The sequence below is a fragment of the Rahnella variigena genome, assembly GCF_003610915.1.
Taxonomy (GTDB): domain Bacteria; phylum Pseudomonadota; class Gammaproteobacteria; order Enterobacterales; family Enterobacteriaceae; genus Rahnella; species Rahnella variigena.
The window spans coordinates 93103-114030 of sequence record NZ_NSDJ01000001.1 but is presented as its reverse complement, the minus strand read 5'-3'; the positions used below and the strand labels follow the sequence as shown (position 1 = coordinate 114030).

Here is a 20928-nt window from a genome sequence, read left to right as displayed (position 1 = left end):
TTCTCTATTCTCCTGATATTCAAACTAATATCAGGAGTTTCACCGTGCGTAAGTCTCTCGTCGCTCTGCTGCTTTTTACTCTGGGTTCCACCTTTGCTGTTCAGGCTGCCGAAGAAGCCAAGCCGTTTATCACCAGTCAGGAACTGGATCTGACTCAATATCTGCCAGCGCCACCGGCGGATGATTCGGCACAGACCAAAGCTGAACTGAAAGAATTGCTGGAAATTCAGGCCACCCGTACGCCTGAGCAAGAGAAAGCCGCAATTGCCGATGCCGAAGAAAATGTCTGGCGTTTTGCCGATGTGATGGGCCCGGATTTTGATGCCGCGAAACTGCCGAAAACCGCCGCGCTGTTTGAGCGCATTGTGGCGACAGAAGACGTGGTGGACGATCACGCCAAGAAAGCGTTTAACCGTCCGCGTCCTTACATGCTGGATGAACAAATTCATCCGTTGCTGAAAAAATCTAAATCCGGTTCATGGCCTTCCGGTCATTCCACCATCGGTTATCTGATGGCGACGGTGCTGGGTGAAATGGTGCCGGAAAAACGTAACGCGCTGTTCACCCGCGCGGCGGGTTACGCTGAAAATCGTCTGGTGGCCGGTTTCCATTACCGTTCTGATACCGTGATGAGCCGCACCGGCGCGGCGCTGATTGCCCAGAAAATGGCAGAGCAGCCTGATTTCAAGACCGAATTTGACGCGGCAAAAGCCGAACTGCGTACGCAGCTGGGTCTGAAATAATTGTCGTCAGTTCCTGCCTTTCCGGTAAAGTGTGGGCGTAAAACTCGCAAAGGAAGGGACTGATGGAATACAGATTCAAGCGAATGGCATCACCGGTCGGGCTGCTGACGCTGGCGGCAAAAGGCGACAAACTGACCGCCATTTTGTGGGAATGTGAAATCGACGGGCGTGTGCCGTTGGGCGATATGATTGAAGACCCGTCGTTTCCGATCCTGCTGAAAACCGAGCAACAGCTGAACGAATATTTCGCAGGCGAACGTACGTGCTTTGAGCTGGAACTGGATTTCACCGGCACGGAATTTCAGAAAGAAGTCTGGGCGGCGTTGCTGGAAATTCCATTTGGTGAGACGCGCAGTTATGGCGATATTGCCCGCCGTATTGGCCGCCCGAAAGCCGTCCGCGCCGTCGGTGCCGCCAATGGTCGTAACCCGATTTCCATTGTGGCGCCTTGCCATCGTGTCATCGGTGCTTCCGGTAAGTTAACCGGCTTTGCTGGCGGTCTCGATAACAAAGCGTTATTACTCAAGCTGGAAGGGCGCAAATCCTAGGGTTTTAATCGGGTAAATAAATCACTTGATGTCCGCTTGTCAGTCGATGCATAGTCAAAAAATAAGCAGTAAATAAAAAAAGACAACATCACTTACAGACGGAGTTTTAAATCAATGGATCAGATTCAATCCCTCGAACAGTTCTTATCCTCAGTACAACAACGCGACCCGCATCAGGTCGAATTCTCCCAGGCCGTACGTGAAGTTATGACCACGCTATGGCCTTTCCTCGAACAAAATCCGCAATACCGCCGTTCTGCTTTACTCGAACGTCTGGTAGAGCCGGAGCGTGTCATTCAGTTCCGCATCGCGTGGGTGGATGACAAAAATCAGGTGCAGGTGAACCGTGGCTGGCGCGTGCAGTTCAGCTCGGCGATTGGCCCGTATAAAGGCGGCATGCGTTTCCATCCGTCGGTCAATTTATCAATCCTCAAATTCCTCGGTTTTGAGCAGACCTTTAAAAATGCCCTGACCACGTTGCCAATGGGCGGCGGAAAGGGCGGCAGTGATTTCAATCCGAAAGGCAAAAGCGAAGGCGAAATCATGCGTTTCTGTCAGGCGCTGATGCTGGAACTGTACCGTCATCTCGGGCCGGATACCGATGTGCCTGCGGGTGATATCGGCGTCGGCGGGCGTGAAGTCGGGTATATGGCGGGGATGATGAAAAAACTCTCCAACAACACCGCCAGTGTGTTCACCGGCAAAGGGTTGTCGTTTGGCGGCAGTCTGATCCGCCCGGAAGCCACAGGTTATGGCCTGATCTATTTCACTGAATCGATGCTCAAACGCCACGGTCTGGATTTCGAAGGCATGCGCGTGGCGGTATCCGGCTCCGGTAACGTCGCGCAATACGCGATTGAAAAAGCCATGTCACTGGGCGCCCGGGTGATTACGGCGTCAGATTCTAACGGTACTGTCGTCGATGAAGCCGGTTTCACCCCTGAGAAACTGGCGTTGCTGACCGAAATCAAAGCCAGCCGCGACGGGCGTGTGGCCGATTACGCAGAAAAACTCGGGCTGACCTATCTCGAAGGCCAGCAACCGTGGAACGTGCCGGTGGATATCGCGCTGCCTTGCGCCACACAAAATGAACTGGATGCCGATGCGGCACGCGTGCTGATTGCCAATGGCGTGAAAGCCGTCGCCGAAGGCGCGAACATGCCAACCACGATTGAAGCGACCGACTTGTTCACCGACGCGGGCGTGCTTTTCGCGCCGGGCAAAGCGGCGAACGCCGGTGGCGTGGCGACGTCAGGTCTGGAAATGGCGCAGAACGCGGCACGTCTGAGCTGGAAAGCCGAAGAAGTCGATGCGCGTTTACGTCACATCATGCTGGATATCCATCACTCTTGCGTGGAGTACGGCGGTGAAGGTAAACAGACACAGTATGTACGTGGCGCCAATATCGCCGGTTTCGTGAAAGTCGCCGATGCCATGCTGGCGCAGGGCGTGCTCTGATTTTAGTGAGCCACTTTTGAGGCAATTAATTTAGCCAACAAAAAAGCCACTTCTTGCGAAGTGGCTTAATCGACTGAATCTGAAACTAAAATTTGGTGGCCCTTGCTGGACTTGAACCAGCGACCAAGCGATTATGAGTCGCGTGCTCTAACCAACTGAGCTAAAGGGCCGAGGTGCGGGATTATACGGTAAACTCTGCTTACAGGTCTATATGTGTTCGGTTTGTATGCGCGTTTTGTGTGCAGTTCTGGCATGTTGTATTCGCAGACTTTTTTACCGATAACTCCGGTTAATACATCTCAGGAAAGAATAATGATTACAGATATTATCGCCAGGGATCTTTCTGTCGTTTTTTGCGGCATCAATCCTGGTCTATCTACCGCTCATCATGGTTTTCATTTTGCTAATGCCAATAATCGCTTCTGGAAGGTCATCTATCAGGCCGGTTTTACCGCGCGCTTGCTAAAGCCCGAAGAAGAGCAATATTTGCTGGATACGGGTTGTGGCATCACGATGCTGGTTGAGCGCCCGACCGTTGAAGCAACCGAACTGGTACGCGATGAGTTGCGTGAGGGCGGGGCTGTTTTGACGGAGAAAATCGAACGCTATCAGCCGCGCGCACTGGCCGTTTTGGGTAAGCAGGCGTTCAGTAAAGCGTTTGGGATCAGCAAAGTGAACTGGGGGCGTCAGGCGCTGAAAATCGGTGACACAGAGGTCTGGGTGCTGCCTAACCCCAGCGGACTGAACCGTGCGACGTTAGAGGAACTGACCGCCTCTTACCGCGAACTTTACGATGCGCTGAATTCCTGAGCCTAAACTTCAAACAATAAAAAAGCCCCGCCATTTCCAGAGAAAGGCGGGGCTTTTTATTGGCTGACAGCCTGAGGACGATTAATCGTCCAGGAAGCTACGCAGCACTTCGGAGCGGCTTGGGTGGCGCAGTTTACGCAACGCTTTCGCTTCGATCTGACGGATACGTTCACGGGTAACGTCGAACTGTTTGCCCACTTCTTCCAGAGTGTGGTCAGTGTTCATATCGATACCGAAACGCATACGCAGAACTTTCGCTTCACGTGCGGTCAGGCCAGCCAGAACGTCATGCGTCGCAGAACGCAGGCTTTCAGACGTTGCAGAATCCAGTGGCAGCTCGAGGGTTGTATCCTCGATGAAATCGCCCAGATGCGAATCTTCATCGTCGCCGATTGGCGTTTCCATGGAGATTGGCTCTTTAGCAATTTTCAGCACTTTACGGATTTTGTCTTCCGGCATCAGCATACGCTCAGCCAGCTCTTCCGGTGTTGGCTCACGGCCCATCTCTTGCAGCATCTGACGGGAGATACGGTTGAGTTTGTTGATAGTCTCAATCATATGCACCGGGATACGGATGGTACGTGCCTGGTCGGCGATGGAGCGGGTAATAGCCTGACGGATCCACCAGGTCGCATAAGTTGAGAACTTATAACCACGGCGATATTCAAACTTATCAACGGCTTTCATCAGGCCGATGTTACCTTCCTGGATCAGGTCAAGGAATTGCAGACCACGGTTGGTGTATTTCTTGGCGATAGAAATAACCAGACGTAAGTTTGCTTCAACCATCTCTTTCTTCGCGCGACGGGCTTTCGCTTCGCCGATCGACATGCGACGGTTGATGTCTTTAACCTGCTCGATAGTCAGGCCAGTTTCTTCTTCGATCTGACGCAGTTTCATCAGGCCGCGCTGCACGTCTTCGGTGACTTCCTTCAGCTTCTCAGACCATGGTTTACCCATTGCCAGAGCCGCATCGAACCAGGTATCGCTGGTTTCGTTACCGGCGAACAGATTGACGAAGTTTTTCTTCGGCATTTTGCACTGTTCAACGCACACTTTCATGATCAGACGTTCCTGAGCACGTACGCGATCCATCATGGAACGCATGCTGTTAACCAGGAAATCGAACTGTTTTGGCACTAAACGGAACTGTTTGAACACATCGGACAGCTTCAGGATTTCTTCTGCTGCGCTCTTGTGACTACGGCCGTTTTTCTTGATGACCAGACGTGTCGCTTCATGCTGTTCACGCAGTTCGGTGAACTTCTGGCGAGCCAGTTCAGGGTCGATGCTGTTGTCATCTTCAGCGTCGTCGTCTTCATCTTCGTCTTCGTCGTCATCATTCTGCTCTTCAGTGGTCAGTTCAGAACCCACATGAGTCGCAGTTGGTGCGATTTCTTCTTCGGCGTTCGGATCAACAAAACCGGTGATCAGGTCAGACAGACGTACTTCGCCTGCTTCCACACGGTCATATTGCTCTAACAAATAAGTGATAGCTTCAGGATATTCAGCAACGGAGCACTGGACCTGATTGATACCGTCTTCGATACGTTTGGCGATGTCGATTTCGCCTTCACGGGTCAGCAATTCAACGGTACCCATCTCGCGCATATACATACGCACTGGGTCGGTGGTACGGCCAATTTCGGATTCAACGCTGGAAAGTACCTGCGCCGCCGCTTCTGCAGCGTCTTCGTCGGTATCTGGGCGATTTTCGGCCAGCATCAAATCATCGGCGTCCGGAGCTTCTTCAAGAACCTGGATGCCCATGTCGTTAATCATCTGGATGATGTCTTCGATCTGGTCGGAATCGACGATATCTTCCGGCAGATGGTCATTGACCTCAGCATAGGTCAGATAGCCTTGCTCCTTACCACGGGTGACAAGTAGCTTAAGCTGTGACTGCGGGTTTTGCTCCATAAGACGGTATCCACACTTCAGAGTATTTGGGTTGGTGTCGGTCGGGTAACATCGCCAACAATAACGTTAGGGGCGTTTATTGTGCCGCGGCCCACCAGGGCGGCTCTGCGCAGGGCCGTGCCCCGCTTTTTATCGGCACTTAAGCCGTGTTCTGTTTTACCCGTCATACTTCGAGCCGCAGGTGCGTTAGCTGCCTTCCCGTCACTCGAGTTATCCGGGTAAATATATGTTCTTGTTATTAAATTTTTAACTCTTTCTCGCTAACACCTGATTCAGGGAACTCACTTCGGTGCGTTCCTCTGGACTCAGGCCATGCGTCCTGGCTTTTGCAATCAAAGTTTCAAGCCGTTGCTCTAAAATCGAGTCATACAGGCTGGCTAGCGTGGCACGAAATTCCTCTTCGACCATGTCCTCTACGATCATGTGGTTCCATGTCGCCAGAGTTTCAAGTTGTTGGTAGAACTTATTATCGCGATAAAGTTCCAGTAACTGGCCTGTTGTCAGGCCCGGCTGGGCTAAGCAAGTGGTGACTAACTCGCTGAAAAGATCCAGTCCTGGTTGCTTCGCTTGCTCCAAACCTTGCAGCGAGGGTATAAGTGTAGCCAGTTGTGGATTTTGTACCAGTAACCCTATAAGTATACGCATGGTTGTGCGTTTTAGCTGGGGCGCCTGATAGACATTGCTATTTTCTGCCTGTTTAGGCATCAGCTTTTCCAGCTGGCTGTCATCCAAAATCCCGAGCTTATTCCCTAACTGCTGACGCAAATACATCCGTAACGTTTCACCGGGTACCTGGCGGATCAGCGGCAATGCCAGCATGCTCAATTTGGTGCGCCCGTCAGGGCTGCTCAAATCAACCTGCGGCATCAGCGAATCAAACAGGAAAGTGGACAGCGGCATCGCCTGCTCCATTCTTTGTTCGAACGCTTCTTTGCCTTCTTTTCGCACCAGCGTGTCTGGATCTTCGCCGTCGGGTAAAAACATAAAACGCAGCTGGCGACCATCATTAAGATAGGGCAGTGCTGTTTCCAGCGCGCGCCATGCAGCTTCACGTCCCGCCCGGTCGCCGTCGTAACAACAAACGACGTTATCGGTGCTGCGGAACATCAGCTGAATGTGGTCAGCCGTCGTGGACGTACCCAGTGAGGCCACGGCGTAATCAATGCCGAACTGCGCCAGCGCGACAACGTCCATATACCCTTCAACAACCAGCAAACGCGCCGGCGTCGGGTGCTTTAACTGTGCTTCATACAGGCCATACAACTGGCGGCCTTTATGGAAAATTTCGGTTTCCGGCGAGTTGAGGTATTTCGGCGTACCGTCACCCAAAACCCTGCCGCCAAAGGCAATCACGCGGCCACGTTTATCACGAATAGGGAACATCACCCGTTCGCGGAAACGGTCATAGCTGCGGCCATTGTCATTGGTGACTAACATGCCGGCGTCAATCAAAGACGCTTTATCATCGGCATTTTTGCCGAAACGCTTTAATGCGTTGTCCCAGCCCGGAGGGGCGAAACCAATAGCGAAGTGACTGATGACGTCTTCACTCAAACCGCGTCGGGCAAGATATTCCCGTGCGGGGGCACCTGCAGGCTGTTTAAGTGATTGCTGATAGAACTCGCTAAGCGGTGCCATCAACTGGTAGAGGCTTTGACGCTGATGACGCTCCATCTGGCTTGGACCGGTGCCTGCTTCGTACGGCACTTCCAAACCCTGCATTGTCGCCAGTTCCTCAATGCTTTCGACAAACTCAAGCCTGTCATAGTTCATCAGGAAATCGACGGCATTGCCGTGGGCACCACAGCCGAAACAGTGATAAAACTGCTTATCGCCATTTACGGTAAATGAGGGTGTTTTCTCATGGTGGAAAGGGCAGCACGCGTGATAATTTTTACCCTGTTTCTTGAGCTTTACACGTGCGTCGATCAAATCGACGATATCGATGCGAGCCAGCAAGTCATTGATAAATACGCGCGGAATTCTCCCAGCCATAAGCCCCTTACTCACTAGCCTATAAACGAGAACAAGCCGCGCATTCCTTTCGGAAAGCACGGCCTTCGTATGCTACTACGCAGTCTGCGCGTTCTTAATATTGCAAATCACGCGATTTGGGGTTGCCCCCGAAGATTAATACAGACGAGTGCGGCGTGCGTTTTCGCGAGCCAGTTTCTTGGCGTGGCGTTTTACTGCAGATGCTTTAGCGCGTTTACGTTCGGTAGTCGGTTTTTCATAGAATTCACGACGACGAACTTCTGCCAGAACACCTGCTTTTTCGCAGGAACGCTTGAAGCGACGCAGAGCTACGTCGAACGGCTCGTTTTCACGTACTTTAATTACAGGCATGTGCCTCTCACCTCGATAAAATCGGTTTGTTTGCTGATGTTGTACCAGCACATTTCAAAATGGTGCGGAATTTTACTCCAATTCGCCTCGTCTTGTAAAGCATAACGGCAAATTGAAACAGGTGCGTTCAGCAACCCTTCTGCAACATCGTGCGCTCGCTTTTGCGTCGGGCGGCGATTATATACCAATCAATCGAAATTGCTCGACATTAATTGGCTCAGGAAGCAAGGAATTCCCACTCCGGTGCAGCACCCGCTAAGGCTTGTGTGCTAAACTGCGCGCCGCGAGTTAGCGCCAAACTATGATGGAAAGAGTGATGCGAGTACTGGGTATTGAAACGTCCTGCGATGAAACCGGAATTGCAGTTTATGACAGCGAAGCCGGTTTGTTAGCCAACCAACTGTATAGTCAGGTAAAACTGCATGCAGATTACGGCGGCGTGGTGCCAGAACTGGCCTCGCGTGACCATGTGCGCAAAACAATCCCTTTGATTCAGGCCGCGCTGAAAGAAGCCGGGCTGACCGCACAGGACATCGACGGCGTGGCGTATACCGCCGGTCCCGGTCTGGTCGGCGCGTTGCTGGTCGGCGCAACTATCGGCCGTTCTCTGGCGTTTGCCTGGGATGTGCCTGCGGTGCCGGTTCATCATATGGAAGGCCATTTGCTGGCACCGATGCTTGAAGATAATCCGCCTGATTTCCCGTTTGTCGCGCTGCTGGTTTCCGGCGGTCATACGCAGTTAATCAGCGTAACCGGTATTGGCGAATATACCTTACTGGGCGAGTCTATTGATGACGCTGCCGGTGAAGCCTTTGATAAAACGGCAAAATTGCTGGGTCTGGATTATCCGGGTGGCCCGCTGCTGTCAAAAATGGCGGCTCAGGGTGTGGCCGGGCACTTTACATTCCCGCGTCCGATGACCGATCGTCCGGGGCTGGATTTCAGCTTCTCCGGTCTCAAAACGTTCGCCGCCAATACCATTCGTGGCAATGAAAGCGATCCGCAGACGCACGCCGATATCGCCCGCGCTTTTGAAGATGCCGTGGTCGATACGCTGGCGATTAAATGCAAACGCGCGCTGGATCAGACCGGTTTTAAACAGCTCGTCATGGCAGGTGGCGTCAGCGCGAACCGCACATTACGCGCCAAACTTGAAGACGTGATGACCAACCGTGGCGGTAAGGTATTTTATGCCCGACCTGAATTCTGTACCGACAACGGCGCGATGATTGCTTATGCCGGTATGGTGCGGTTGAAAACCGGAGCAACCCCTGATCTTGGCGTGACGGTACGCCCGCGCTGGCCTCTTGCGGAGCTTCCGCCAGTCTGAGCGGGGCTGCGACTGCGTTGCTGCGTCGACCCGAAATGCTCACATACTTGAGTATGCTGCGCTTTCAGGTCTCCTGACGCCTTGTCTCGCTCGCGCTCAGGCTGGCTGAGGCTGAGAAAAACAATAAAAAAACGACCCGCATGAGGTCGTTTTTTTATGTCTGGAATGTACCGGTTATTCGGTCTTATCTTCTTTCGCCGCTTTACGTTTCTTCTTCAGCTTATCCCAGATTTTTCCTTCCTGACCCCGCCACAGACGCTGGATGTTATCGTGATGACGCAACAATATCAGACAGGAAAGCATAGCGACCGGGAAGGTAAATTCTGGCTTGAACCACCAGACGTAAAAAGGTGCGATCAGCGCACTGACAATCGCGCCAAGCGAAGAGTATCCGCTCAGCAGCACGGTCAGCAGCCATGTCCCCATCATCAGCCCGGTTAAGTCCCAGCCGATAGGCGCAATGGCACCGAAAGCAGTTGCCACGCCTTTACCGCCTTTGAAGCGGAAGAATACCGGATAGATGTGACCCAGACAGGCTGCGATAGCGGTCAGCCCAAGGTACATCGGCGGAATATTCAGGCGATAGGCCAGCCAGACAGGCAACATGCCTTTCAGAACATCGAAGATGAGAACAGACGCCGCGGCAAGCCGACCACCCAGCCGCAAGACATTTGTGGCACCGGGATTGCCAGAGCCCGCTGTGCGCGGATCGGGTAACCGGGCTACCCGGCAGACCAGAATCGCACTGGAAATCGAGCCGCAGAGGTAGGCGAAAATAATCATTCCAAGCGCGGTAGCACTCATAAAGCAGTTCCGTCTAATAAGGGTCGTTTTAATCGCAACATCCATGGATAATACGCATTTTCTGCTGGAAGTGGTATCCGGCTGGGTCAAAAACAGAGAATCACGTGATGGATATCGTATTTATTGAGCAACTAAATGTAATCACCACGATTGGCGCTTACGACTGGGAACAGACGATTAAACAGAAACTGGTGTTCGATATCGAAATGGCCTGGGATAACCGAAAATCCGCTGCCAGCGATGATGTGAATGACTGTTTAAGCTATGCGGACGTCAGTGATGCGGTGATTGAACATGTGGCATCGCAAAATTTTGCGCTGGTAGAGCGTGTGGCCGAAGAAGTGGCGACATTGCTGCTGACCCGTTTTAACTCGCCATGGGTGCGGATTAAGCTCAGTAAACCCGGCGCGGTGGCTCAGGCGGCCAATGTCGGCGTGATTATTGAGCGCGGAAAACGAATTTAGTCCGGTTACGGATACAATTTAAAAAATGCTTGTCTATTTAATGTCATATAGAAGCGTTAAAAGGAAAGTCCGGACTACCGGGCTTCCTTTAATGAAGCGGCTCAGCGTGATGCCGCTTTTTTGTTGTCTGTACTTTGAGCTGGTTTCCCCATCCGGGGATATTTTATAGGGTAGGGTGCGATAATGATCGTTGAAAGTCATTCTTTGCTTGTAGCAGCAATTTTGGGTGTTGTTGAAGGGTTGACTGAGTTCTTACCGGTTTCATCTACCGGCCATCTGATCATCGCGGGAAATCTTCTGGGCTTTACCGGTGATACCTCGAAATCATTTGAAGTGGTTATCCAGTTAGGGTCCATTCTGGCCGTGGTAGTGATGTTCTGGCGTCGTTTGTTTGGCATGATTGGCCTGCACTTTGGCAAGCCGCCTGTTCATGAAGGCACGGGTAACCGCCGTCTGAATTTATTGCATATTATTTTAGGGATGATCCCGGCAACGATCCTGGGCTTGCTGCTGCACTCGCAGATTAAGTCCTTGTTTGAGCCGAAATTTGTGATGATTGCACTGGTCGTCGGTGGTGTTTTGCTGATTGCAGCCGAACTGCTGAAACCGAAAAAACCGCGTGCAGAAGGGGTGGATGACATCACTTACCTGCAGGCATTTATGATTGGTGTTTTCCAGTGTCTGGCGCTCTGGCCGGGATTCTCCCGTTCGGGTGCGACCATCAGCGGCGGGATGTTAATGGGCATCAGCCGTTTTGCGGCATCTGAGTTCTCTTTCCTGCTGGCGGTGCCGATGATGATGGGCGCGACAGCGCTGGATCTGTATAAGAGCTACAGCTTCCTGACGCTGGCTGATTTACCGATGTTCGCTACCGGTTTTATCAGCGCATTTATCGTTGCCCTGATTGCTATCAAAACCTTCCTGGCGGTGATTAAACGTATTTCGTTTATTCCGTTCGCCATCTATCGCTTCTTTGTAGCGATCGCGGTGTACTTCGTCTTTATCGCCTGATTTTCGGTTTATTGGCGACAAGAAATACTGGTGAGAAAAAAAGCCCCGGCGCAAAACGCACGGGGCTTTTTTTAATCGTTGATGCGGTCTAAATCGCCGCTTCCTGCGTTTGTTTCCAGTCTGCCAGAGCTTGTGTTCGACGCTTTTTCAGCTCATCGCGGATTTCAATTCCCTGAAAACCTGCATCCAGCACTTCTTTATTGGTAATGCTGTTCGCCACGTTGAAAGCCTCACGGAGATAATCACCTTGCGGATAAGGGTTGTTTTCAAAGGTGGTACGCCCGCGGGCGTCGGCTTCACTGGTCATAATCATCTGCTCAAGCCGCTGTGGTTTACGCCACACGTCGATGGTGTCGAACAGTTTTAACAGGGTTTCCGGACGCAGCTTGTTCACGGTATGGATCAGGTCATGGAACTCTGCGACCAGTTTGGCTAAATCTCTTATATGCGTCGGGACTTTCAGGCGCTGACAAATATTTTCCACCAGTTTCACACCTGCCGGACCGTGGCCGTGATGCGCCGGCCAGAATTGCGGCGGGGTCAGCGCCTTGCCCAAATCATGGCAAAGTGCTGAGAAACGCACATCCACTTCAGGCGTCAGCGTGCTGGCGATTTTCAGCGTCATCAGCGTATGAATACCGGTATCAATTTCCGGATGCCATTTTTCCGGTGCCGGAACGCCAAACAGCGCATCGATTTCAGGGAACAGCACTTTGAGCGCGCCGCAGTCACGCAGCACCTGGAAATAGACCTGGGGATCCTGCGTCTGCAAGGCTTTTTCGGTTTCTTTCCACACACGTTCTGGTGTCAGCGCTTCCAGTTCACCGCTTTCTGCCATTTGCTGCATCAGCGCCTGCGTTTCCGGAGCGACCGTGAAACCTAAATGAGCAAATCGCGCGGCAAAACGGGCGACACGCAACACACGTAGCGGATCTTCACCGAAGGCATCCGAAACGTGACGCAACAGGCGTTGTTCGATATCGCGCTGTCCGTGATAGGGATCGACAAGTTCGCCATCTTTGCTTTTGGCGATCGCATTAATGGTAAGATCACGCCGCATCAGATCCTGTTCCAGCGTGACGTCCGGCGCGGCATAACAGGTGAAACCGTTATAACCGGAACCTGATTTTCGCTCTGTGCGGGCCAGGGCATATTCATCACGAGTGCGGGGGTGCAGGAACACCGGGAAATCTTTCCCGACCTGCTGATAGCCGTTTTCCAGCATGTATTCAGGCGTTGCGCCGACCACTACCCAATCGTGTTCAGACACAGGCAGGTTTAATAAGCTGTCTCGGACTGCGCCGCCGACCAGGTAAATCTCCACGCGATAACTCCTGAAATAGGCCAAAGGGACTCTTTGTTCATCATAGCAAAGTTGGGCTGAAGATTTCCTGATTGATGGAAACACGAAAAGGCACCGAAGTGCCTTATGGAGTTAATCAGGATGTTGAGCTTTTAGCTCATCCAGCGATCTTTCTTCCTGCGACGTGGGATCAGATGTGGCAACAGCAGACCCAGAACCAGACCGACACCCGCGACACCGCCGCCGTACATAAACCATTGCAGAATAATGGTTCTTTGTTTGTCGTCGAGCTGGACATTGACCGCGTCAACTTTCTTCTTCGCCACGATCAGCTGATTTTTCAAATCCTGATTTTCTTTCTTCAGGCCATTGATAATGCCATCGCTGGAAGACACCTTGCTCTGCATTTCCGCAGTGCGCTGGTTCCAGCTGGAATCAATGTTGGTCAGTTTGTCAGTCAGCGTTTTCACCTGTTGTTCCAGATCCGGAACGCGGGTACGCAGGCTCGGCACATTGCTTAACTGATCCAGTGGGATCCAGGCCGTTTTGCCCTTTGAATCAACAATCTCACCATATTTAGTACTGTCGTTAACGCTGCGCAGGGTGACTTCTTCACCGGCATTCAGGGTGCCAACAATGCGATACTGATTACCCGGACCGCTGTGGATATAGGTGATCAAATCGTCGGAGATATAGCGCTTCTCATCAGCGTGAGCGCCCCATGTGATGCTTAAACCAAGCAAAGCGAAACCAATTAGGCGTAATTTCTGCATTATTTCATCGTTTCTTTGTGAATTTAGGGAACGTGAAGTGTGCATCCGTTTAATCAGGATACGTCTTCTGGCAACCGCCTCTGTTGGCCATTGCACTAATTCAGAGTCCAAAAGTTGGTTTCATAGACCAAAAGTTGGGTGACCGATAGTAAGGGCAACAGTGTGACGACGCAATGTATAAACCGGAATGAGAACTATCTTACAATCCCGCAACATGCGGCTTGCGCGCTGTGCTTATGATAGAATTGCAGCGACGCGTTTATCCCTTTTGGCAGCAAAGAATCGGTGTGAAGACTCCTATGACCGTAGAAATAGAATTAAAATTTATCGCCACCCCGGCAGCAATCGCCGAATTACCTTCGCAACTCGCTGGATTTAACTGCGAGCACACCGCGCCTTCGAAACTGACCAACATCTATTTTGAGACTGCGGAAAACTATTTACGTTCGCACGATATTGGCCTGCGTATCCGTGGTTTCGACGATCAGTACGAAATGACCATCAAAACCGGCGGGAAAGTAGTGGGCGGTCTGCATCAGCGCCCTGAATACAATGTCGAGTTGAAAAAACCGGTGCTGAAACTCAGCGCGTTCCCGAAAGATATCTGGCCGGAAGGCTGCAAACCTGCCGCGCTGCAAAAAGAACTGGCACCGTTGTTCCGTACCGATTTCACCCGTGAGAAGTGGGTGATCACTTACGGCGAAAGCGAGATTGAGCTGGGTCTGGATCAGGGTGAAGTGGTGGCCGGTGAGCTTTCTGAAGCACTGGCAGAAATTGAACTGGAACTGAAAAAAGGCAACACCACCGATCTGCTGGCTCTGGCCGCTGAGATTGGCGCGCATGGCGGTTTACGTCAGGGCGGATTCAGCAAAGCCGCTCGGGGTTATCATCTGGCGAAAGGCAATCCGGCGCGTGAAATCAAACCGTTGCCGGTTTTTAAAGCTCAGCCGAAAGCGACCGTGGAACAGGCGATGTCCGCTATGTTCGAGCTGGCACTGGATCACTGGCAATATCATGAAGAGTTGTGGGTGCGTGGCGATAAAACTGCGCGTCTGACCGTGCTACAGGCCGTGGAAACAGTGCGTCAGGTGCTGGTGTTGTTTGGCGGGCTGGTGCCGCGTAAAGCCTCGTCTGAACTGCGTACGCTGCTGACCGATCTGGTTCCTGTGCTGGAGCAGAAATCTGCCGATGCGCAGGAAATCTGTTACAGCGCCAGCTACCTGAAATGCAAGTTAGTGCTTACTTCCTGGCTGGCAACCTCAGGCTGGACGCCTTTCATTGATGACAAATCGGCGAAAAAACTGGAAGGTTCTTTCAAACGCTTTGCCGACATCATGCTGGGCCGTACCGCTGCTGATCTGAAAGAGGCGTTTGCACAGCCGCTGACCGAAGAAGGCTATCGCGACCAGCTGGCGCGTCTGAAGCGTCAGATCATCACCTTCCATTTGCTGGGCGGTGCTTATCCTGAAAAAGACGTTGCCGCGTACATTGCCGGCTGGGCCGATCTGCAACAGGCCATCGTGCAGCAGCAACACGCCTGGGAGGATTCCGCCCGTTCTCATGCGGTAATGATGGATGCATTCTGGTTAAACGGACAACCTCGTTAATAGACTGATAAGCCTGGGCAAATAGCCCGGGCTTTTTTTTGCAAGGAATCTGATTTCATGTTGCCACTTTCTTCTGTTTTGCAAAGTCATGCTCAGAGTCTGCTTGAGCGCTGGCGTGAACATCCTGAAAACCTCCCGCTTCCCGATGATCAACAACTGGCCGTTTTAACCAGCAGTGAATTCGTCACGGACAGTTTGCTGGCGTTTGGGCAGTGGTGGCATGAAATCAATGAAACACCGCCTCAGTCCCAGGAGTGGCAGCTTTATCGCCCGTGGCTGGAAGAAGCACTGACCGGTGTGACGGATGAAAACGGGCTGATGAAAGCACTGCGACTGTTCCGTCGCCGTATTCTCACCCGTATCGCCTGGTCGCAATCGGCGCAAACCAGCGAAGCGAAAGACACGCTGCATCAGCTGAGTGAACTGGCTGAACTGCTGATCGTCAGCGCCCGCGACTGGCTTTACGACGCTTGCTGTCGGGAGTTTGGTACGCCGGTTAATGCTGCTGGAGAACCGCAAAGAATGCTGATCCTCGGGATGGGCAAGCTGGGCGGCGGGGAGCTGAATTTCTCTTCCGATATCGACCTGATTTTTGCCTACCCGGAAAACGGTCAGACCCGCGGCGGGCGACGCGAACTGGATAATGCTCAGTTCTTTACCCGCCTTGGACAGCGGCTGATCAAAGCGCTGGATCAGCCGACCATCGACGGTTTTGTTTACCGTGTCGATATGCGTCTGCGTCCGTTTGGTGACAGCGGCCCGCTGGTGATGAGTTTCCCGGCGCTGGAAGATTATTATCAGGAACAGGGGCGTGACTGGGAACGTTACGCGATGGTGAAGGCACGGCTGATGGGCGGCGCGGAGGATATCAGCAGTCAGGAACTGCGCAAAATGTTGATGCCTTTTGTGTTCCGCCGTTACATCGATTTCAGCGTCATCCAGTCATTACGTAATATGAAAGGGATGATCGCCCGCGAAGTCCGCCGCCGGGGGTTGAAAGACAACATTAAACTCGGCGCAGGCGGCATCCGCGAAATTGAATTTATCGTACAGGTTTTCCAGCTTATCCGCGGCGGGCGTGAACCGGCATTGCAGCAGCGTGCATTGCTGCCGACGTTGCAGGCGCTGGAAAATCTGAGCATCCTGCCGGTCGAGCAGGTGTTGCAACTGCGCAACAGTTATCTTTTTCTGCGTCGTCTGGAAAACCTGTTGCAGGCAATTTCCGATGAACAGACGCAGACTTTGCCTTCCGATCAACTGAATCAGGCGCGTCTGGCCTGGGGAATGGATTACGCCGACTGGTCACAGCTTCTGGATGCAGTGAATGCTCACATGCAGGCCGTGCGTGCGGTGTTTAACGATCTGATTGGAGATGACACGCCTGACTCTGAAGACGATCAGCAACAGGCTCAGTTCAGCAGTTTGTGGATTGATTTGCTGGAGCCTGCCGAACTGGCGCCTCTGGTTCCACTGCTCGATGAAAACGCGCAGCGTCATGTTTTGCAGCAGATTGCCGAGTTTCGTCGTGATGTCGATAAGCGCACTATCGGACCGCGCGGACGCGAGCAACTCGATTTACTGATGCCGCGTCTGCTGGCGCAGGTGTGCACCTATAAAAATGCCGATGTGACACTTCAGCGCCTGATGCAACTGCTGCTCAATATCGTCACGCGGACCACTTATATCGAGCTGCTGGTGGAATATCCCGGTGCGCTCAAACAGTTAATCCGCCTGTGTGCCGCGTCACCGATGGTGGCAACGCAGCTGGCCCGTCATCCGTTACTGCTTGATGAGTTACTCGATCCGCGCACGTTGTATCAGCCGATTGAACTGACCGCCTATCGCGATGAACTGCGTCAGTATCTGATGCGCGTGCCGACAGAAGACGAAGAGCAGCAGCTTGAAGCCGTGCGGCAGTTCAAGCAGGCGCAGCATCTGCGTATCGCCGCCGGGGATATTTCCGGGGCGTTGCCAGTGATGAAAGTCAGCGACCATTTAACCTATCTTGCCGAAGCTATCCTCGACGTGGTGGTGCAGCAGGCGTGGGAACAGATGGTCGCGAAATACGGTCAGCCGACGCATCTTCAGCACCGTGAAGGCCGTGGTTTTGCCGTGATTGGTTACGGAAAACTCGGCGGCTGGGAGCTGGGTTACAGTTCCGATCTGGATCTGGTCTTCCTGCTCGACTGTGCGCCGGAAGTCATGACCGACGGCGAGCGCGTCATCGACGGCCGTCAGTTTTATCTGCGGCTGGCGCAACGCATTATGCATTTATTCAGCACGCGCACATCGTCGGGCATTCTTTATGAAGTTGATGCGCGTCTGCGGCCTTCCGGTGCGTCCGGTATGCTGGTCAGCACCATCGAAGCGTTTGCCGATTATCAGGCCAATGAAGCCTGGACGTGGGAACATCAGGCGCTGGTGCGCGCTCGCGTGGTTTACGGCGATCCGCAACTGACGCAGCAATTTAACGCCACGCGCCGCGATATTTTATGTCGCCAGCGTGATGACGACGGGTTGCGCAAAGAAGTGCGCGAGATGCGCGAGAAAATGTATGCCCATCTCGGCAGTAAAAAGGCTGACCAGTTTGATCTGAAAGCCGATCCGGGTGGCATCACTGATATTGAATTCATTGCACAATATCTGGTCTTACGCTTTGCTCATGACGAGCCAAAGCTGACCCGCTGGTCCGATAATGTGAGGATTTTTGAGCTGATGGCGCAACACGACATCATGCCGGAAGAAGAGGCACGAAATCTGACGCAGGCTTATGTCACGCTGCGCGACGAAATTCATCACCTCGCGTTACAGGAACATAGCGGAAAAGTGGCCGCAGACAGCTTTGCGGCGGAGCGCGCACAAATCCGCGCCAGCTGGGCGAAGTGGCTGGGCTGAGGGTTTTTATTCGGGTAACAGGCGCTTGTGATATTATCCGGCGCATTGAGTTTACCCGATTTGATTTATCTGTTTTGGAGTCTTGGGATGAAAGTGACTTTGCCTGATTTCCACCGTGCCGGCGTGCTGGTGGTCGGTGACGTAATGTTAGACCGCTACTGGTATGGCCCGACCAACCGTATTTCTCCGGAAGCGCCGGTACCGGTCGTGAAGGTGAATACTATTGAGGAACGTCCCGGCGGCGCGGCAAACGTGGCGATGAACATTTCGTCTCTCGGTGCTTCTTCGCGTCTGATCGGCCTGACCGGCGTTGATGACGCGGCACGTGCGCTGAGCGAACGTCTGGCGGAAGTGAAAGTAAACTGCGATTTCGTGGCGTTGCCCTCGCATCCGACTATCACTAAATTGCGTATATTGTCCCGTAACCAGCAGCTGATCCGCCTCGACTTTGAAGAAGGTTTTGAAGGCGTAGATCTCCAGCCGATGCTGACCAAAATCGAACAAGCCTTGCCGCAAAGTGGCGCGCTGGTGCTGTCTGACTACGCCAAAGGCGCGCTGACGGAAGTGCAGAAAATGATCCAGCTGGCGAGAAAAGCCGGCGTGCCGGTGCTGGTGGATCCTAAAGGCTCTGATTTCGAACGTTATCGCGGTGCGACATTGCTGACGCCAAATCTTTCCGAATTCGAAGCCGTTGTCGGCCGTTGCAAAAACGAAGATGAAATCGTCACGCGCGGTATGCAACTGATTGCTGATTTCGAGCTTTCTGCGTTGCTGGTGACCCGTTCTGAGCACGGTATGACGCTGTTGCAGCCGGGCAAAGCGCCTTTCCATATGCCAACGCAGGCGCAGGAAGTGTATGACGTGACCGGTGCCGGTGACACGGTGATCGGTACGCTGGCCGCGGCGCTTGCCGCCGGGAATACGCTGGAAGAATCCTGCTTCCTGGCCAACGCCGCCGCCGGTGTGGTGGTCGGTAAACTCGGTACGTCTACCGTTTCTCCGGTTGAGCTGGAAAATGCTATCGGCGGGCGTTCAGACGTCGGCTTCGGCGTGATGAATGAAGAGCAACTGAAAGCGGCTGTGGCAATGGCCCGTCAGCGCGGCGAAAAAGTTGTAATGACCAATGGCATCTTTGACATCCTCCACGCGGGACATGTTTCTTATCTGGCGAATGCCCGCAAACTCGGCGACCGTCTGATTGTTGCCGTTAACAGCGATGCCTCGACTAAGCGTCTGAAAGGCGAAACCCGTCCGGTGAATGCGCTGCAAAACCGCATGATCGTGCTGGGCGCGCTGGGTGCGGTCGACTGGGTGGTTTCTTTTGATGAAGACACGCCGCAGCGTTTGATCGCCGGGATCTTGCCTGATCTGCTGGTGAAAGGCGGTGACTATAAGCCTGAGCAAATCGCCGGTTGTCAGGAAGTCTGGGCGAATGGCGGCGAAGTGCGCGTGCTGAATTTTGAAGATGGTTTATCTACCACTAAAATCATCAATCAGATTAAAGCTCAGGACTGATTTCCCCATCGTTTATTTGCATGAAAGGGCTTATCTGATAAGCCCTTTTTCTTTTTGATGATGTCGTCAATAACACTAAACGGAAGTGACTTTGCTGTGGGCGGATTAACGTTGTGAGCGGATTAAAACAGGAGTTAAGCCTGGCACAGGGCGTCGGGCTGTTATCTACGTCGCTGCTGGGAACGGGTGTTTTCGCGGTGCCCGCGCTGGCGGCGCAACTGGCGCAAAATGACAGCCTGTGGGCGTGGCCGGTGCTTATCCTGCTGGTGTTTCCTATTGCCATCGGTTTTGCCGCACTCGGACGCCATTTCCCCAGCGCAGGCGGAGCGGCGCATTTTGTCGGCAAAGCTTTCGGTCCCCATATGGCGCGCGTCACCGGCTGGTTATTCCTGTCGGTGATCCCGGTCGGCTTACCCGCCGCGCTGCATATCGCGGCCGGGTTCTGGCAGGCGGCATTTGGCTGGAGCAGTGAAAATCTTCTGCTGGTTCAGCTCGGTACGTTGCTGGTTATCTGGTTTCTCGGTACCCGCAGCGCAGGTTCGAGCGCCAACATCCAGACGCTGATCGCTTTGCTGGTCATCGCGCTGGTGATTGCTATCTGGTGGAAAGGGGGGATTTCCCTGCCTGAAATCCCGTTGCCTGCGATACGTGAGGTTTCACCCGCAAACCTGTTCGATGCACTGGCAGTAATGTTCTGGTGCTTTGTCGGGCTGGAAGCGTTTGCCCATCTGGCGACAGAATTTCGCAATCCGGAACGGGATTTTCCGCGCGCGCTGCTGATTGGCATGCTGGTGGCGGGCGCCGTGTACTGGGGTTGTACGGTCGCTGTGCTGAAATTCCATGCCTGGGGAGAAGGGCGGGAAGCGGGCGCTTCTCTGCCCGGCATCGTCGTGCAACTGTTCGGGCAAAAAGCGCTGTGGGTGGCCTGCATCATTGGCTATCTGGCATGTTTTGCCAGCGTGAATATTTATACCCAAAGCTTTGCCCGGCTGGTGTGGTCGCAGGCTCAGCTCAAGCCGCAAAGTAAGCTGGCGCAGCTTTCTTCTCAGCAGGTGCCGGTCGCGGCGCTCAATCTGGTGGTCGGCAGTTGTATGCTGTTTACCCTGCTGATTTACTGGCTGCATCTGCCATTGGGCGCGCTGATCACTTATGCCAACGGGATTTTCATCCTGATATACCTGCTCTGTATGCTGGCGGGTACGCGACTTTTGAAAGGGCGTTCAAAATGGATGGCGGTGCTGGGTGCCGTGTTGTGCTGCGGATTACTGGCGATGGTCGGCTGGAAAGCATTGTATGCCGTGGTGGTATTTGCTGCGCTTTCGCTGTTATTGCCCCGCGCAAAAACGGTACTCAATACACAATAAGCCGTACCGTACACAGTAAAAAGGCCTGCTTAGCAGG

General features: G+C 53.1%; 17 protein-coding genes and 1 tRNA gene. 11 read left to right on the top strand and 7 right to left on the bottom strand.

Annotated features, from left to right (window positions below; all coding sequences use genetic code 11):
- Nucleotides 1–44: 44 nt before the first annotated feature.
- The 3 genes from CKQ54_RS00520 to gdhA all read left to right on the top strand — a co-directional run bounded on the left by CKQ54_RS00520 (nt 45) and on the right by gdhA (nt 2749).
- Entirely contained in the window at nt 45–743 is a 699-nt protein-coding gene (locus CKQ54_RS00520) for an acid phosphatase (RefSeq protein ID WP_120163276.1), read from the top strand.
- Between the two features lie 62 nt (nt 744–805).
- Nucleotides 806–1291, top strand: coding sequence for a methylated-DNA--[protein]-cysteine S-methyltransferase (locus CKQ54_RS00515; RefSeq protein WP_113877157.1), 486 nt, complete (start codon nt 806–808; stop codon nt 1289–1291).
- A 114-nt stretch (nt 1292–1405) separates the two neighbouring features.
- Nucleotides 1406–2749, top strand: coding sequence for an NADP-specific glutamate dehydrogenase (gdhA, locus tag CKQ54_RS00510; protein ID WP_120163275.1), 1344 nt, complete (start codon nt 1406–1408; stop codon nt 2747–2749).
- A gap of 93 nt (nt 2750–2842) precedes the next feature.
- Here the strand turns inward: gdhA and CKQ54_RS00505 are convergent.
- A tRNA-Ile gene (locus tag CKQ54_RS00505) sits at nt 2843–2919 on the bottom strand.
- A gap of 142 nt (nt 2920–3061) precedes the next feature.
- Between CKQ54_RS00505 and mug the strand changes: the two genes are divergently transcribed.
- Nucleotides 3062–3559 (top strand): G/U mismatch-specific DNA glycosylase, encoded by a 498-nt coding sequence (mug, locus tag CKQ54_RS00500; protein WP_120163274.1) that lies wholly within the window; start codon nt 3062–3064, stop codon nt 3557–3559.
- A gap of 81 nt (nt 3560–3640) precedes the next feature.
- Here mug and rpoD read toward each other — a convergent pair whose 3' ends face one another.
- The 3 genes from rpoD to rpsU all read right to left on the bottom strand — a co-directional run bounded on the left by rpoD (nt 3641) and on the right by rpsU (nt 7825).
- A complete protein-coding gene (rpoD, locus tag CKQ54_RS00495; RefSeq protein WP_095923569.1) occupies nt 3641–5479 on the bottom strand; it encodes an RNA polymerase sigma factor RpoD in 1839 nt (612 codons plus the stop codon).
- Nucleotides 5480–5725: 246 nt separating this feature from the next.
- Nucleotides 5726–7474, bottom strand: a complete 1749-nt coding sequence (dnaG, locus tag CKQ54_RS00490) for a DNA primase (RefSeq protein WP_112286729.1) — start codon at nt 7472–7474, stop codon at nt 5726–5728.
- 135 nt (nt 7475–7609) lie between these two features.
- Nucleotides 7610–7825 carry a 30S ribosomal protein S21 gene (gene rpsU / locus CKQ54_RS00485; RefSeq protein WP_001144069.1) on the bottom strand — a complete coding sequence of 72 codons (216 nt, stop codon included), beginning with the start codon at nt 7823–7825 and terminating at the stop codon, nt 7610–7612.
- Nucleotides 7826–8141: 316 nt separating this feature from the next.
- Here rpsU and tsaD point away from each other — a divergent pair, with 316 nt between their 5' ends.
- Nucleotides 8142–9155: a tRNA (adenosine(37)-N6)-threonylcarbamoyltransferase complex transferase subunit TsaD gene (gene tsaD, locus CKQ54_RS00480; protein WP_120163273.1), complete on the top strand. Its 1014-nt coding sequence runs from the start codon at nt 8142–8144 to the stop codon at nt 9153–9155.
- A gap of 174 nt (nt 9156–9329) precedes the next feature.
- Here tsaD and plsY read toward each other — a convergent pair whose 3' ends face one another.
- The gene (plsY, locus tag CKQ54_RS00475) at nt 9330–9959 is read right to left on the bottom strand and encodes a glycerol-3-phosphate 1-O-acyltransferase PlsY (protein WP_120163272.1); all 630 of its coding nucleotides are present in this window, start codon (nt 9957–9959) and stop codon (nt 9330–9332) included.
- Nucleotides 9960–10066: 107 nt separating this feature from the next.
- Here plsY and folB point away from each other — a divergent pair, with 107 nt between their 5' ends.
- Both folB and bacA read left to right on the top strand, forming a co-directional pair.
- Entirely contained in the window at nt 10067–10423 is a 357-nt protein-coding gene (gene folB / locus CKQ54_RS00470; RefSeq protein WP_112286726.1) for a bifunctional dihydroneopterin aldolase/7,8-dihydroneopterin epimerase, read from the top strand.
- Between the two features lie 186 nt (nt 10424–10609).
- Nucleotides 10610–11434 (top strand): undecaprenyl-diphosphate phosphatase, encoded by an 825-nt coding sequence (bacA, locus tag CKQ54_RS00465; RefSeq protein WP_112286837.1) that lies wholly within the window; start codon nt 10610–10612, stop codon nt 11432–11434.
- A gap of 88 nt (nt 11435–11522) precedes the next feature.
- Here the strand turns inward: bacA and CKQ54_RS00460 are convergent, their stop codons facing one another.
- The gene (locus tag CKQ54_RS00460; RefSeq protein ID WP_120163271.1) at nt 11523–12758 is read right to left on the bottom strand and encodes a multifunctional CCA addition/repair protein; all 1236 of its coding nucleotides are present in this window, start codon (nt 12756–12758) and stop codon (nt 11523–11525) included.
- Nucleotides 12759–12889: 131 nt separating this feature from the next.
- On the bottom strand, nt 12890–13510 hold the full coding sequence (locus CKQ54_RS00455; protein ID WP_112286724.1) for a TIGR04211 family SH3 domain-containing protein: 621 nt from the start codon (nt 13508–13510) through the stop codon (nt 12890–12892).
- A gap of 299 nt (nt 13511–13809) precedes the next feature.
- Between CKQ54_RS00455 and CKQ54_RS00450 the strand changes: the two genes are divergently transcribed.
- The 4 genes from CKQ54_RS00450 (at nt 13810) to yjeH (ending at nt 20891) form a co-directional block, all read left to right on the top strand.
- Complete coding sequence (locus tag CKQ54_RS00450; protein ID WP_120163270.1) at nt 13810–15117, top strand: CYTH and CHAD domain-containing protein; 1308 nt, start codon at nt 13810–13812, stop codon at nt 15115–15117.
- A gap of 57 nt (nt 15118–15174) precedes the next feature.
- A complete protein-coding gene (glnE, locus tag CKQ54_RS00445; RefSeq protein WP_120163269.1) occupies nt 15175–18012 on the top strand; it encodes a bifunctional [glutamate--ammonia ligase]-adenylyl-L-tyrosine phosphorylase/[glutamate--ammonia-ligase] adenylyltransferase in 2838 nt (945 codons plus the stop codon).
- Between the two features lie 87 nt (nt 18013–18099).
- Nucleotides 18100–19527, top strand: coding sequence for a bifunctional D-glycero-beta-D-manno-heptose-7-phosphate kinase/D-glycero-beta-D-manno-heptose 1-phosphate adenylyltransferase HldE (gene hldE / locus CKQ54_RS00440; RefSeq protein WP_112286721.1), 1428 nt, complete (start codon nt 18100–18102; stop codon nt 19525–19527).
- A gap of 113 nt (nt 19528–19640) precedes the next feature.
- On the top strand, nt 19641–20891 hold the full coding sequence (gene yjeH, locus CKQ54_RS00435; RefSeq protein ID WP_120163268.1) for an L-methionine/branched-chain amino acid transporter: 1251 nt from the start codon (nt 19641–19643) through the stop codon (nt 20889–20891).
- Nucleotides 20892–20928 lie beyond the last annotated feature (37 nt).

Bases quoted from the DNA above. Each gene is read 5' to 3' on its own strand.
- CKQ54_RS00515 (WP_113877157.1), top strand. From the start codon at position 806: ATGGAATACAGATTCAAGCGAATGGCATCACCGGTCGGGCTGCTGACG.
- gdhA (WP_120163275.1), top strand. From the start codon at position 1,406: ATGGATCAGATTCAATCCCTCGAACAGTTCTTATCCTCAGTACAACAA.
- mug (WP_120163274.1), top strand. From the start codon at position 3,062: ATGATTACAGATATTATCGCCAGGGATCTTTCTGTCGTTTTTTGCGGC.
- rpoD (WP_095923569.1), bottom strand. From the start codon at position 5,479: ATGGAGCAAAACCCGCAGTCACAGCTTAAGCTACTTGTCACCCGTGGT.
- dnaG (WP_112286729.1), bottom strand. From the start codon at position 7,474: ATGGCTGGGAGAATTCCGCGCGTATTTATCAATGACTTGCTGGCTCGC.
- rpsU (WP_001144069.1), bottom strand. From the start codon at position 7,825: ATGCCTGTAATTAAAGTACGTGAAAACGAGCCGTTCGACGTAGCTCTG.
- tsaD (WP_120163273.1), top strand. From the start codon at position 8,142: ATGCGAGTACTGGGTATTGAAACGTCCTGCGATGAAACCGGAATTGCA.
- plsY (WP_120163272.1), bottom strand. From the start codon at position 9,959: ATGAGTGCTACCGCGCTTGGAATGATTATTTTCGCCTACCTCTGCGGC.
- folB (WP_112286726.1), top strand. From the start codon at position 10,067: ATGGATATCGTATTTATTGAGCAACTAAATGTAATCACCACGATTGGC.
- CKQ54_RS00455 (WP_112286724.1), bottom strand. From the start codon at position 13,510: ATGCAGAAATTACGCCTAATTGGTTTCGCTTTGCTTGGTTTAAGCATC.
- CKQ54_RS00450 (WP_120163270.1), top strand. From the start codon at position 13,810: ATGACCGTAGAAATAGAATTAAAATTTATCGCCACCCCGGCAGCAATC.
- glnE (WP_120163269.1), top strand. From the start codon at position 15,175: ATGTTGCCACTTTCTTCTGTTTTGCAAAGTCATGCTCAGAGTCTGCTT.
- hldE (WP_112286721.1), top strand. From the start codon at position 18,100: ATGAAAGTGACTTTGCCTGATTTCCACCGTGCCGGCGTGCTGGTGGTC.